Below are 13,397 nucleotides of genomic sequence, written 5' to 3'. Positions count from 1 at the left end.
TGAGTATGTCGAACATTGAGTTGCAACCGGGCTTCGATTTTCAACAGGCCGGCAAAGAAGTGCTTCAGATAGAGCGTGAAGGGCTGGCTCAGCTCGACCGCTACATCAACGCAGACTTCACCCGCGCCTGCGAAACGATCGCCGCCTGCGGCGGCAAAGTGGTGGTGATGGGCATGGGCAAATCCGGCCATATCGGCTGCAAGATCGCCGCGACCTTCGCCAGCACCGGCACCCCCTCATTTTTCGTTCATCCGGCGGAGGCCAGCCATGGCGATTTGGGCATGGTCACCCCGCAGGACATTGTGCTCGCCATCTCCAACTCCGGTGAGTCCAGCGAGATCCTGGCGCTGATCCCGGTGTTGAAACGTCAGCAGATCACCCTCATCTGTATGACCAACAATCCAGAAAGCTCGATGGGCAAGGCGGCGGATATCCACCTGTGCATCAAGGTGCCGCAGGAAGCCTGCCCGCTGGGGCTGGCACCGACCACCAGCACCACCGCCACGCTGGTGATGGGCGATGCGCTGGCCGTCGCGCTGCTGAAAGCGCGCGGTTTCACGCCGGAAGATTTCGCGCTGTCGCATCCGGGCGGCGCACTCGGCCGCAAACTGCTGCTGCGGGTTAGCGATATCATGCACAGCGGCGACGAAATGCCCCACGTCAGCGCCGACGCCTCGTTGCGCGATGCGCTGCTGGAAATTACCCGAAAAAATCTGGGCCTGACGGTGATTTGCGACGATCTGATGAAAATCGCCGGCATCTTCACCGACGGTGACCTTCGCCGGGTGTTCGACATGGGCATCAACCTGCACGAGGCGAAGATTGCCGACGTCATGACGCCGGGCGGCGTGCGGGTGCGCCCCAATATTCTGGCGGTCGATGCATTGAACCTGATGCAACAACGCCACATCACCGCGCTGCTGGTTGCCGATGGCGACCAGTTGCTGGGTGTGGTACATATGCATGACATGCTGCGCGCCGGCGTCGTTTAATTAAGGAATAGAACGGAATGGGTATGGTAGAAACCTGCTACGGGCCGGTAGAACAAGAGGTTATGGCGCGTGCCGGGAACATCCGCCTGTTGATTTGCGACGTTGACGGCGTGCTGTCGGACGGCCTGATCTTCATGGGCAACAACGGTGAAGAATTGAAGGCGTTCAACGTGCGCGACGGTTACGGCATCCGCTGCTTGAAAACCTCGGGCATCGAGGTGGCGATCATCACCGGACGCTCCGCCAAGCTGCTGGAAGACCGCGCGCAGACGCTCGGCATCACCCATCTGTATCAGGGGCAGTCCGATAAGCTTTTGGCCTTCCGTGAACTGTTGGATAAACTGTCGTTAACGGCGGATCAGGTCGCCTATATCGGCGATGACCTGATCGACTGGCCAGTGATGGCGCAGGTCGGCCTGGCGGTCGCGGTGGCGGACGCCCACCCGCTGCTGACGCCGCGCGCCCACTACGTCACCCGCATTGCCGGCGGCCGCGGTGCGGTACGCGAACTGTGCGACATCATTCTTTTGGCTCAAAATAAGCTGGAGGACGCCAAAGGGCTGTCGATATGAGTAAAACCAAACTGTGGATCACCATCCTGTTGACGGTGATCGTTCTGGCGCTGATCGGCTGGAACATGACGGACTTCAGCGACGACACGGCCCCGGGCCCGGTCAACGATCAGGATCCGACTTACCAGAGCCAGCACACGGTCACCGTGGTGTACAACCCAGCCGGCAAGCTGAATTATAAACTGGTGGCGGAAGACGCGAAGTATTACACCGCCGGCGAGCTGAGCTGGTTCACCCAGCCGGTGATGACGCTGTTCGATGAGAATGCGGTGGCCACCTGGTCAGTTCGCGCCGATCGCGCCAAACTGACTAAAGACCGGATGCTGTATCTGTATGGTCACGTCGAGGTGAACAGCCTGACCACCACCTCGCAGCTGGAAAAAATTAAGACGGACAACGCTCAGGTAAACCTGGTCACCCAGGACGTCACCTCCGATGACGAAGTCACGCTTTACGGGACCAATTTTACCTCTAACGGCATGAAAATGCGTGGGAACCTGCGGACCAAAACCGCTGAGCTGATTGATAAGGTTAAGACCAACTATGAAATTCAGAACCAAAAACCAACTCCGTAACCTGTTGCTCGGCAGCTTAGTTTTGGCCGCCAGCGCCCCCGCTCTGGCGCTGAAATCCGACTCCAGCCAGCCGGTCAGCATCGACTCGCTCAAGCAGTCGTTGGACATGCAAAGCAACGTCAGCACCTTCACTGACAACGTGGTGATCAAACAGGGCACCATCGATATTCGTGCCGACAAGGTGGTCGTCACCCGCCCGGGCGGAGATCAGAATAAGACCTATATTGAAGCGTTCGGCAACCCGGTAACCTTCTACCAGATGCAGGACAGCGGCAAGCCGGTCAAAGGCCACGCGCAAAAAGTGCGCTACGACGTGGCGACCCAGCTGGTGACCCTGACGGGCAACGCCTATCTGGAGCAGCTCGACAGCAACGTGAAAGGCGATCGCATCACCTATCTGGTGCAACAGCAGCAAATGCAGGCGTTTAGCGACAAAGGCAAACGCGTGACAACGGTTCTGGTACCGTCGCAGTTGCAAGACAAAAACGGGCAAAAAAAGAGTAACTAATCACTTATGGCAACACTCATCGCAGAAAACCTGGCGAAAGCCTACAAGGGCCGTAAAGTTGTCGAAGACGTCAGCCTGAAAGTGAAATCCGGCGAGATCGTCGGCCTGCTCGGGCCGAACGGCGCCGGTAAAACCACCACCTTCTACATGGTGGTCGGCATCGTGCCGCGCGACGCCGGGCGCATCGTGATCGACGAAGAAGACATCAGCCTGCTGCCGCTGCACGCCCGCGCGCGCCGCGGCATCGGCTATCTGCCGCAGGAAGCGTCGATCTTCCGCCGCCTGAGCGTGTACGACAACCTGATGGCGGTGCTGGAGATCCGTCCCGATCTCACCAGCGAACAGCGCGAAGACCGCGCCAAAGAGCTGATGGAAGAGTTCCATATCTCCCATCTGCGCGACAGCCTCGGCCAGGCGCTGTCCGGCGGCGAACGCCGCCGCGTCGAAATCGCCCGCGCGCTGGCGGCCAACCCGAAATTCATTCTGCTGGACGAACCCTTTGCCGGGGTGGATCCGATTTCCGTTATCGATATCAAGAAAATCATCGAGCACCTGCGTGACAGCGGCCTGGGCGTGCTGATCACCGACCACAACGTGCGCGAGACGCTGGACGTGTGTGAACGCGCCTACATCGTCAGCCAGGGCAAACTGATTGCCCACGGCACGCCGGATGCTATTCTGGCCGACGAGCAGGTTAAACGCGTTTATCTGGGCGAAGAGTTCCGCCTCTAAGCGCCGGCGCGCCCTGCGGGGCGACACCGTTAACGGAAGTAGACAGAAAACTATGAAGCAAGGTTTGCAACTCAGGCTCAGCCAACAGCTGGCCATGACACCTCAGCTCCAGCAGGCGATCCGCCTGCTGCAGTTGTCCACGCTTGAGCTTCAGCAAGAGATCCAGCTGGCGCTGGAGAGCAATCCGCTGCTTGAACAGACCGATCTGCACGACGAAATCGACGCCAAAGAAACCCAGGAGACCGAGGGGCTCGATACCCGCGAGGCGCTGGAACAGAAAGACATGCCGGAAGAGCTGCCGCTGGACGCCACCTGGGATGAGATCTACACCGCCGGCACACCGTCCGGCACCGGCACCGACTACAGCGACGACGAGCTGCCGGTCTATCAGGGCGAAACCACCCAAACGCTGCAGGATTATCTGATGTGGCAGGTGGATCTGACGCCGTTCTCCGATACCGATGCCGCCATCGCCACTTCCATCGTCGACGCGGTGGATGACACCGGCTATCTCACCGTCCCGCTGGAAGACATCCTGGAAAGCCTGGGCGACGAGAACGTGACCCTCGAGGAAGTCGAGGCGGTGCTGAAGCGCGTGCAGCGTTTTGATCCGATCGGCGTCGCCGCGCGCGATCTGCGCGATTGCCTGCTGGTGCAGCTCTCCCAATACGCCAAAGATACGCCTTATCTGGCCGAAGCGCGGCTGATCATCAGCGAGCATCTGGATCTGTTGGCCAACCATGACTTTCGCAGCCTGATGCGATCAACCCGGCTAAAAGAAGATACACTGAAAGAAGCGATGCTGCTGATTCAGTCGCTCGATCCGCGCCCGGGGCAGTCGATCAATACCGGCGAATCGGAATACGTGATCCCGGACGTGCTGGTGCGCAAGACGCAGAACAAATGGACGGTCGAGCTCAACGGCGACAGCGTGCCGCGTTTGAAGATCAATCAGCAGTACGCCGCGCTGGGCAACAGCGCCCGCAGCGAAGCCGACGGCCAGTTTATCCGCAGCAACCTGCAGGAAGCCAAGTGGCTGATTAAAAGCCTGGAGAGCCGTAACGAGACGCTGCTGAAGGTCACCCGCTGCATCGTCAGCCAGCAGCAGGCGTTCTTCGAGCAAGGCGAAGAGTTTATGAAACCCATGGTGCTGGCGGATATCGCCCAGGCCGTGGAAATGCATGAATCGACGATCTCGCGCGTCACCACGCAGAAGTTTCTGCACAGCCCGCGCGGCATTTTCGAATTGAAATATTTCTTCTCCAGCCACGTGAATACCGACAGCGGCGGCGAAGCCTCCTCGACGGCGATCCGCGCGTTGGTGAAGAAATTGATTGCGGCGGAAAACCCCGCCAAACCACTCAGCGACAGCAAGCTGGCCACCCTGCTCGCCGATCAGGGGATCATCGTGGCGCGGCGCACCGTCGCCAAGTACCGAGAGTCTTTGTCCATCCCGCCGTCGAACCAGCGTAAACAGTTGGTTTGACCTCTATTGAGAAGGAAGACACTATGCAGCTCAACATTACCGGACACCACATCGAAATCACCGATCCGTTGCGCGAGTTCGTGAACAACAAGTTCGCCAAACTCGAACAGTATTTTGATCGCATCAATCAGGTGTATGTTGTATTAAGTGTGGAAAAAGTGCAGCAAATTGCGGAAGCAACGGTGCACGTGAATGGAGGCGAGTTGCACGCCACCTCGGAAGACGAGAATATGTATGCCGCAATTGATACGCTGATCGACAAATTGGCACGTCAATTGAACAAACATAAAGACAAATTGAAGCAACACTGACACCCTAACCCATTCCATGAGGCGGCATCCGTCGCCGCCTCACCCTTCGGCGCGTGACCCGCATGGGTGACGCGCCGAACGGTAATCAGGGTTAAAACCGACGAAAAACCGCCTTGCCGGGCGCGCCCGGCGGCGCGGTTTTAAGTGAAGATGAGATGAACAACGAATATATGCAATTAAGCTCGGTGTTAAACATCGAGTGCACCAAAAGCTCGGTACACTGCACCAGCAAGAAGCGGGCTTTGGAAATTATCAGCGAACTGGCCGCCAAACAGCTCAATCTGCCTTCGCAGGTGGTGTTTGACGCGGTTCTCACCCGGGAACGCATGGGCAGCACCGGTATCGGCAACGGTATCGCCATTCCCCACGGCAAACTGGAAGAGGACACACTGCGGGCCGTTGGCGTGTTTATCCGTCTCGACCAACCCATCGCTTTCGACGCTATCGATAACCAGCCGGTCGACCTGCTGTTCGCGCTATTGGTGCCTGCCGATCAGTGCAAAACCCATTTGCATACCCTGTCGCTGGTCGCCAAACGCCTGGCCGACAAAACCGTATGTCGCCGCCTGCGCGCCGCGCAAAGCGACGAAGAACTTTACCAAATCATCACCGAGTGATGCCCGGCCGGCGTGACTTCCAGCCCGGATAACGTTACTGTTTCACGATGATGGATCCGGCCTCGGCCGGAATAACAAAGTTTACACCGGTGGCGATGAACGCCGCCGCGATGCCAGGGGAGTTGCCACATGGTGCTGATGATTGTCAGCGGCCGTTCCGGTTCCGGAAAATCCGTCGCCTTGCGGGCGCTGGAAGACATGGGTTTTTACTGCGTTGACAACCTGCCGGTGGTTCTGCTGCCGCAGCTCGCCAATACGCTGGCGGAACGCAATATCTCCGCGGCGGTCAGCATCGACGTGCGCAACATGCCGGAATCGCCGGAAGTGTTCGAATACGCGATGACTCAACTGCCGGACAGCTTCTCGCCGCAGCTGCTGTTCCTCGACGCCGATCGCAACACGCTGATCCGCCGTTACAGCGACACCCGCCGCCTGCACCCGCTCTCCAGCAAAAACCTGTCGCTAGAAAGCGCCATTGACGAAGAGAGCGATCTCCTCGAACCGCTGCGCTCCCGGGCCGACCTGATTATCGACACCTCGGAAATGTCGGTGCACGAACTGGCCGAAATGCTGCGCACCCGCCTGCTCGGCAAGCGCGAGCGCGAACTGACGATGGTGTTCGAATCCTTCGGCTTCAAGCACGGTATTCCGATCGACGCCGACTACGTGTTCGACGTGCGCTTCCTGCCGAACCCGCACTGGGATCCGAAGCTGCGGCCGATGACCGGTCTGGACAAGCCGGTGGCGTCGTTCCTCGATCGCCATACCGAAGTGCACAACTTCATCTACCAGACCCGCAGCTACCTGGAACAATGGCTGCCGATGCTGGAAACCAACAACCGCAGCTACCTGACGGTCGCCATCGGCTGTACCGGCGGCAAACACCGTTCGGTGTACGTGGCGGAACAGCTGGCCGATTACTTCCGCTCGCGCGGCAAGAACGTGCAATCGCGCCACCGCACGCTGGAAAAGCGCAAGCAATGACGGTCAAACAGACGGTTGAAATCAAAAACAAGCTGGGCATGCACGCGCGCCCGGCGATGAAACTGTTCGAACTGGTGCAAAGCTTCGACGCCGAAGTGATGCTGCGCAACGAAAGCGGCACCGAAGCCGAAGCCAGCAGCGTCATCGCGCTGCTGATGCTGGACTCCGCCCAAGGTCGGCACATCGAAGTCGAAGCGACCGGCCCCGATGAAGTCAACGCGCTGGCGGCGGTGGTCGAGCTGTTCAACTCCGGGTTTGATGAAGATTAGTCGCTGAGGGCACTTCTGCGCCCAATCACTCACATGCCCCTCAACTCCGGCTCAGGCAGTCCAGCGCCACCGCTTTGAAGCTGTCGAAGCTGTCGCTGCCCAGCAGGCGGCTCATTGAGCGTTCACGCACGAAGGTGACGAACAGCTCGTAGATCGCCATCGCCTCTTCATAGTCGCTCTTGCTGATCGCCAGCAGGAAAATCACGTGCGCGATCTCACCTTCCCCCCAGGCGACCCCCTGCGGCGCTAGCAGCGTCACTACCACGGTCTTTTTCGCCAGCAGCCCCAGCGAGTGCGGCAGCGCGATGCCTTCACCCAGCAGCGTGGAGACGATCGCCTCACGTTCGACCAGCGACGGATAAAAGTCCGCGCCGACGTACCCTTCCTGCTCCAGCTGGCCGCACACCCGGCTGAACAGCTCCGCCTGCGTCAGCGGCTCGTTGAGCACCATGAAATGCTCGGCGTCGAAAAACTTCTCCAGCATGTACGGTTTGGTGCGATCCACCAGCACCAGCTTGCCCAGTTGCTCCAGCTGATAATCGGTCGGGAACGGCGACATTACCACCACCGGCTTGTTCTTTTCGCCGATGCGGGCGTTGGAAATCACGAAGTCTTCGTCGATGTGCGCAAGCATCTCGTAATCGCGCAGCGAGACGATGCGCGTCATCACCAGCTGCGGGTACTTGCGCGCAATCTGCGCCTGGATCATCCGCACAGTTGAGTTGCCGGTATCGCACACCAGCATCACCTGCGGGTGGCGTTCATAACCGATGTTGTAATGCCGCTCCAGCCCCACGCCAATATGTAACACCAGATAGCCTATCTCGTTCTCGCTCAGGGTATAGGGGGTGTATTTGCCCCAGCTGGAGACCGCCGCCAGCGTCACGTCGTAAGCCATCGGATAGTGCTGCTTGATATTGGCCAATAGCGGATTGGGGATATTGATCTGGTATTTCACCCGCGTAATCATGGTTTTGATATGGGTAAGCAGATCGGCCCGCAGCTGCTCGTCGCCCTGCAGGTTGTAGTTATAGTGTGCGTTGATGTAGGACAGGATGTAGTCCACCAACGCTTCTTCATCGTCGGCATTGATCTCGGTCGGTTGCACGTCCTGCACGCGGCGCGCGGCGATGTTGACCCGCAGATAGGCCTCTTCGGCCATCGAGATCTCTTTGCCGGAGGCCGCACGCAGCTCCGCCGCCAGGCGGGTCGACACCTGGCGCACCGCGTCGTCGCCGTCCTCCACCTCGAAGTCCGGCAGCGGATAGCCGTCGTTGATGCGCCGCAGCGCCACCGCGCAGTAGAAAATCAGGTACTGTTCGCCCTCATCGGTCAGGCGAATGGCATATTGCGACAACAGCGGATGCAGCAATCCGGCGAACGCCGCTACCTGCGGCTGCAGCAGGATCTCGTTGTTGAGCAGCGGGTTCTCGGCATCGGCCAGCTGCAGCTGGAACAGCAGATCGGTGAGGCAGGCGCGGATCGCCATCTCGGCGCCGAACAGCTTCATGCCGTAGCGCGGTTTGGTTTCGATCGTCAATTGATAGTGCGCCAGACGTTCCCTCACCTCAGCCATGTCGTTTTGCAACGTACCGCGGCTGACGAACCATTCGTCGGCCAGATCTTCCAGTTTAAGGGAGAAGGCTGAGGTCAAAAAACGCACCAGCAGATAATGCACCCGCTCTTGCGCGCTGCGCGGGGTAGCATGCTTGCGGCGCTCCTGATGCTGCAGGGCGCTGAATAGCGCGGCGTTATCGACCTGCAGGCGATAGCCGGCCCCACGGCTATGCACGAAACGCGCGCCGTACTTGTCCAGGATCTCGTTCAGCGCGGTGATATCCGCCCGCACCGTGCGGGTTGACACGGCGAAACGCTTCGCCAGCTCATCCTGCGGCAAAGTCTCGGTTTGCAAAGCATCGAACAAGTAAGCCAAACGCGGGTAAGGAAATCGCACCATTCTGTATCCGTCAATCAGGCGGCCCACCCGGCGAACCGGGCGGGCCACGGGTTACTTCGCCGGCGGCAGAAACGCCATTTGCGAGGGGCTGCCGATCGGCAGATAGCCGCCCACAAAGCTGAGCTTGCCGTCCGTCGGGTTGACGCTGAAGCGAGTGACGTTATCGCTGCGCTGGTTCAACGCATACAGATAGCGGCCATCCAAGCTCAGCGCCAGCGAACGCGGGTAATCGCCGCGGGTCCAGGTTTCCGCCACCGGTTTCAACTCGCCGCCGGCGCCCACGCTGAACTGGGCAATGCTGTTATGCAGCCGGTTGGCGACGTACAACGTGTCGCCGTTCTTGCTGAGCGCCAGCCCCGAAGCGAAGCTGGTACCCTGATAGTCGGCGGGCAGCGCGGAAACTGCATGCAGTTGTTTCAGAGTACCTTTTTGGCGATCAAAACGGTAGCTGGTCAACGTTGAAGCCTCTTCGTTCACCAGCAGCACGGTGTCGCCATCCGGATGAAACACAAAGTGACGCGGGCCGGCGCCGGCGGACGAGGCAGCGATCCACGGTGGATCGTTGGGCGTCAGCCGGCCGCTCGCGGCGTCAAAGCGCCATTGGTAGATGCGATCCAATCCCAGATCGGTAGAGAACACAAACTTGCCGCTTGGATCGCTGGCGATCATATGGGCATGCGGGCCGTTGTGATCGCTGATGGCGAAGCTGCCGTTCACCGCCGCCGCCGGTTTGGCCGCGCCCGCCGGGCCCTGTTGTTGCTGCACCGAGCTGGCGGTGCCCAGGCGGCCGTCCGCTTCGATCGGGAAAGCCGCCACGCTGCCGCTGACGTAGTTCGCCACCAGCAGATGCCGCCCGTCCGGCGTCGATGAGAGATACACCGGCCCCGCCCCCTGCGAATCCACCTGGTTGAGCTGCGTCAGGCCGCCGTCGGCCGGATTGACCCGGTAGGCGGTGATGCCGCCGTGCTTACCGCCGTTGAAATCGGCCACTTCGCTGGCGACATACAGCGTTTTGCCGCCGACGCCCAGCGTCAGCTGCGCCGGATTCGGCACGTTGCTGACCAGCGTGGCGTGGCTCAGCGCGCCGCTGGCCGGATCGACCTGCACCCGGTAAACGCCTTCGCCGTTGGGATTGTAGGTGCCGATATAGGCAAAATGAGATGACGTGGAGTTCATTGCATCCTCAGCATGCAGCGCCGGGCCGGTCACGGCCAGCAGCGCCAGGAACAACGCGGTGCGTCGGGTTGGAGCCTGCCAGTTTCGCATAGTAGTCCTCAGTATAGGTAACGGCGCGGCATGCCGCGCCACGGGAAAACCTTCGCCTCCCAGCGTTTACCTCATCCCATTGTGCGTTCAGCCCACCAGCTTTTTGGTCATCGCCAGCAGGGTTTTCACGTCCTGCGGACGCGTGTCGCCGCTGGCGGCGTCGATGATCGAGCTGTAGATATGCGGGATCACGCGTTTCACGCCGGCCGCCAGCGCGATCTCGACGATCGGCTCAAAGTTCTCCAGATCGATGCCGCCGGTCGGCTCCAGCATAAAGTCATGCTCGGCGCAGGCCTTGGCGACGTACTGGTATTCGTCCTTGCACTTCAGGCCGCCCATCGGGAAATACTTGATGGAGCTGCCGCCCATGTCCTTCAGCAAGGCGATGGCGGTTTCCACCGGCACGATGCCGTCCGGCGCCGCGGCGCTCAATGGGCCGGTAGAGATCTTCACCCAACCGACGCGGCCGGTCGGCGACACCAGGCCGTTGACCACGCTGTCGTTCTGGCCCAGCAGCGCGCGGCTAGCGCCGACGCCGGTAAACACCTGGTTAACGTGCTGCGGCTGCACCTGCTGAGCGATCAGGCTGACCATCGCCGACTGCTTCGGATCGCCGGCGCCCAGGCCGACCGACAGCGCGTTTTCGATCAGGCGAGCATAGCGCAGCATGTCGGTCACCGCGCTGTCGACGTCCGGGTAGTTCTTGGAGAGCACGCCCACCAGCACATGGCCTTCCGCCGCGGCGTAGATGTCCTGCGCGTTGGCTTTGGAGCCGGCCAGCACGTTCAGGCAGACGCGGTCGCGATAGTAGTTAGGCTGCAGCTTCATGCTTGTTTCTCCGTAAACAGGTTTTTGATACAGCGAAAGACGGTCATCAGCTGTTGCTCGTCGACGCTGCGCACGTCGACCTCAATCTTACCCTCGTTGGCCTTATAGCCGCGGAAGTAGATGGCGATGTCGCCGGTTTTCAGCGCCTGGACGATGTCATAGGTCGACCGTCCCAGCACCGCCTCATCAAAGGTGATCTCGGCGCGGGCGATATCGCGGCCGGCGCTGTCCCAGACGGTCTTGGCGCTGACGCCGGTCAGGGTGTTGAGGCTGTTGAGGAATGGCGTCATCCGCTCCACCATCTGTTGCCCGGTGGTTTTCTCAAGCGTCAGATAGCTTTCAATCGCCTGCGTCAGGCCGAGGATGCCCTCTTTACCGACCTTCATCGCCCGGCCTATGCCGCCGGATTGCAACTTCACCCACTCGACGTACTGTTTCTTGCCGACAACCAGACCGCTGGTCGGCCCCTCGATGGCTTTGGCGCCGCTGTAGATCACCAGATCGGCCCCCATCTGGTAGTAACACATCAGATCTTCTTCCGCCGCGGCGTCGACGATCAGCGGCAGGTTATGCTTGCGCGCCACCACCGCCGCCTGTTCGACGGACAAAATGCTTTTCTGCACGCAGTGGTGCGATTTGACGTACAGGATCGCCGCAGTCTGCGGCGTGATGCAGGCTTCAATCTGCTCCGGCGAACATTCGTTGGCGTACCCCGCCTCCACCACCTTGCCGCCGCCCAGCGCCACCATGGTGTCCACCGGCGCGCCGAAGTTGACGTTGTGGCCGCGCGGCAGCACGATCTCGCGCGGCACGGTCACCGGCATCGAGTGCAGGTTCACCAGCAGATTGGCGTTATCTTTGACGATCACGGCAGCCACCGACTGGGCGATGCCCGCCGAGGCGCAGGAAACGATCACCGCGTCCTCCACATTGAGCAGATCGGCGATGTAGGCGCCGGTCTTATTGACCAGATCCTTGATTTCGAAATAGTGGTTCAGACCGTAATCAACGGCGTCGATCACGTCCTGGCGCGGCGTAGAAACGCCGAGAATGGTCATGCGGCCGGAGGTGTTGATCACCTGCTTCAAACCGTATTTTTCATAAATCGAAGACATGGCTTGCCTCCCCTTGTTCGGTTAATAGGATTTCCCCGGCCACCACGGCGGCCAGCGGCACCAACAGCTGTTCGCCCTCGGCGGTTTGCCCTTCGGCGTCGGCGAACACCTGCGGTTCCCGGCGCAGTTCAAACAGCGTGAAGTCGGCGTCATAGCCCGGCTCCAGCCGCCCTTTGCCGCTCAGCTGCAGCGCCGACGCAGCGTTCTCCGTCACGCAGGCGATCACCTGCGGCAGCGTCAGGCCGACGCTGAAGAATTTGGACATCACCGTCGCCAGGCTATGCACCGGCCCGTTCATGCGGTTGCGGCAGTAAATATCGGAGCTGATGGTGTGCGGCAAAATACCCCGCGTGATCGCCTGGCGCGCCACCTCGAAGCTGAAGCTGGCGGTGCCGTGCCCCACGTCGAGCAGCACGCCGCGCCGCAGCGCGCGCTGGATAGACTCGCGCAGCGTGCCCGCCGGCGTCAGAATGCGGTTCGGTTTGCCGTTGTAGCAGTGGGTGATGATGTCGCCGCGGGTCAGCAGATCGGCGATCTCGTCCAGATCCGGCGGGTTATTGCCGATATGCACCATCAGCGGCAGCTGGCGGTTTTCCTGCTGGATCTCTTTGGCCAACACCAGCGGGCGAGTGCCGTTCTTGCCCACCACGCTGCTGCTCATGCGCGCCTTGATACCGATGATGAAACCGGGATGGTTGGCGATGGCCTGGCCGGCCTCGCGCTTGTCGATGTCCGTCATCTCCGCCAGCTCGTTCTGCCGCAGCAGGCCGATGCGCGAGATATTGAGGAAGGCGAAAACGTTGGTTTTAGCGCTGCGCGTCAGCTGATAAAAAGCGTCGATATCGTCGGCGCCGGTGCTGCCGGCATCGACCACGCTGGTGACGCCGCTGGCGACGCCGACCCGATCCGGCTCGTCATGGTAGATCGGCGATTCGGGATAGCAGTGCACGTGCGCATCGATCCAACCGGCGCTCAGGCGGCAGTTGCCCGCCAGATCCAGCTGGCGAACGGCGCGGACATCCGCCGCCAGCCGCCCCACCGAGGCTATTTTGCCGTCTTTCACCGCCAGATCGATCAGCGTATCGTCCGCCAGTCTGGCGCCTCTGATTACTAAGTCATACATACCGCATTGCTCCTGTTAGCCCGGGCGCCGCCGCAGCCTCGGGCGGCGCCTGGCGCAGGCCT

General features: G+C 60.5%; 15 protein-coding genes. 10 read left to right on the top strand and 5 right to left on the bottom strand.

The genetic code is table 11. From position 1 onward, the window contains the following. The first annotated feature begins 5 nt into the window (after positions 1 to 5). From kdsD to npr, 10 genes are all read left to right on the top strand, one after another. Positions 6 to 992, top strand: a complete 987-nt coding sequence (gene kdsD, locus QMZ29_RS20345) for an arabinose-5-phosphate isomerase KdsD (protein WP_049198526.1) — start codon at positions 6 to 8, stop codon at positions 990 to 992. Between the two features lie 17 nt (positions 993 to 1,009). After that, complete coding sequence (kdsC, locus tag QMZ29_RS20340) at positions 1,010 to 1,564, top strand: 3-deoxy-manno-octulosonate-8-phosphatase KdsC (protein WP_060440977.1); 555 nt, start codon at positions 1,010 to 1,012, stop codon at positions 1,562 to 1,564. After that, positions 1,561 to 2,139, top strand: coding sequence for an LPS export ABC transporter periplasmic protein LptC (gene lptC / locus QMZ29_RS20335; protein ID WP_004937047.1), 579 nt, complete (start codon positions 1,561 to 1,563; stop codon positions 2,137 to 2,139). Before kdsC ends, lptC begins: the two co-directional genes overlap by 4 nt. Then, positions 2,108 to 2,647 carry a lipopolysaccharide ABC transporter substrate-binding protein LptA gene (lptA, locus tag QMZ29_RS20330; RefSeq protein ID WP_025304377.1) on the top strand — a complete coding sequence of 180 codons (540 nt, stop codon included), beginning with the start codon at positions 2,108 to 2,110 and terminating at the stop codon, positions 2,645 to 2,647. The genes lptC and lptA overlap by 32 nt, the downstream gene beginning before the upstream one ends. A 6-nt stretch (positions 2,648 to 2,653) precedes the next feature. Then, the gene (gene lptB / locus QMZ29_RS20325) at positions 2,654 to 3,379 is read left to right on the top strand and encodes an LPS export ABC transporter ATP-binding protein (protein ID WP_004937040.1); all 726 of its coding nucleotides are present in this window, start codon (positions 2,654 to 2,656) and stop codon (positions 3,377 to 3,379) included. A 52-nt stretch (positions 3,380 to 3,431) separates the two neighbouring features. Further along, positions 3,432 to 4,865, top strand: coding sequence for an RNA polymerase factor sigma-54 (gene rpoN, locus QMZ29_RS20320; RefSeq protein WP_043141961.1), 1,434 nt, complete (start codon positions 3,432 to 3,434; stop codon positions 4,863 to 4,865). A 23-nt stretch (positions 4,866 to 4,888) separates the two neighbouring features. After that, on the top strand, positions 4,889 to 5,176 hold the full coding sequence (gene hpf / locus QMZ29_RS20315) for a ribosome hibernation promoting factor (protein WP_004937038.1): 288 nt from the start codon (positions 4,889 to 4,891) through the stop codon (positions 5,174 to 5,176). Between the two features lie 155 nt (positions 5,177 to 5,331). Beyond that, positions 5,332 to 5,793, top strand: a complete 462-nt coding sequence (gene ptsN, locus QMZ29_RS20310; protein ID WP_016930212.1) for a PTS IIA-like nitrogen regulatory protein PtsN — start codon at positions 5,332 to 5,334, stop codon at positions 5,791 to 5,793. Positions 5,794 to 5,922: 129 nt separating this feature from the next. Beyond that, on the top strand, positions 5,923 to 6,777 hold the full coding sequence (gene rapZ, locus QMZ29_RS20305) for an RNase adapter RapZ (RefSeq protein WP_015379177.1): 855 nt from the start codon (positions 5,923 to 5,925) through the stop codon (positions 6,775 to 6,777). Continuing rightward, a complete protein-coding gene (gene npr, locus QMZ29_RS20300; RefSeq protein WP_004937034.1) occupies positions 6,774 to 7,046 on the top strand; it encodes a PTS phosphocarrier protein NPr in 273 nt (90 codons plus the stop codon). Before rapZ ends, npr begins: the two co-directional genes overlap by 4 nt. Before the next feature lie 40 nt (positions 7,047 to 7,086). On the opposite strand, the gene QMZ29_RS20295 is transcribed toward npr, so the two are convergent. The 5 genes from QMZ29_RS20295 to QMZ29_RS20275 all read right to left on the bottom strand — a co-directional run bounded on the left by QMZ29_RS20295 (position 7,087) and on the right by QMZ29_RS20275 (position 13,335). Beyond that, on the bottom strand, positions 7,087 to 9,003 hold the full coding sequence (locus QMZ29_RS20295) for a BglG family transcription antiterminator (protein WP_049208316.1): 1,917 nt from the start codon (positions 9,001 to 9,003) through the stop codon (positions 7,087 to 7,089). Positions 9,004 to 9,054: 51 nt separating this feature from the next. After that, positions 9,055 to 10,269 carry a lactonase family protein gene (locus tag QMZ29_RS20290; RefSeq protein WP_197832239.1) on the bottom strand — a complete coding sequence of 405 codons (1,215 nt, stop codon included), beginning with the start codon at positions 10,267 to 10,269 and terminating at the stop codon, positions 9,055 to 9,057. A gap of 87 nt (positions 10,270 to 10,356) precedes the next feature. Beyond that, on the bottom strand, positions 10,357 to 11,097 hold the full coding sequence (gene dagF, locus QMZ29_RS20285) for a 2-dehydro-3-deoxy-phosphogluconate aldolase (protein WP_025304381.1): 741 nt from the start codon (positions 11,095 to 11,097) through the stop codon (positions 10,357 to 10,359). After that, complete coding sequence (locus QMZ29_RS20280) at positions 11,094 to 12,212, bottom strand: DgaE family pyridoxal phosphate-dependent ammonia lyase (RefSeq protein WP_147823187.1); 1,119 nt, start codon at positions 12,210 to 12,212, stop codon at positions 11,094 to 11,096. Before QMZ29_RS20280 ends, dagF begins: the two co-directional genes overlap by 4 nt. Beyond that, positions 12,196 to 13,335, bottom strand: coding sequence for an amidohydrolase/deacetylase family metallohydrolase (locus QMZ29_RS20275; protein ID WP_261425102.1), 1,140 nt, complete (start codon positions 13,333 to 13,335; stop codon positions 12,196 to 12,198). The genes QMZ29_RS20280 and QMZ29_RS20275 overlap by 17 nt, the downstream gene beginning before the upstream one ends. Between the last annotated feature and the right edge of the window lie 62 nt (positions 13,336 to 13,397).

The sequence above is a fragment of the Serratia sp. PF-27 genome (assembly GCF_030053255.1).
Taxonomy (GTDB): Bacteria; Pseudomonadota; Gammaproteobacteria; order Enterobacterales; family Enterobacteriaceae; genus Serratia; species Serratia bockelmannii.
This window is presented reverse-complemented; position numbering and strand designations above follow the sequence as displayed.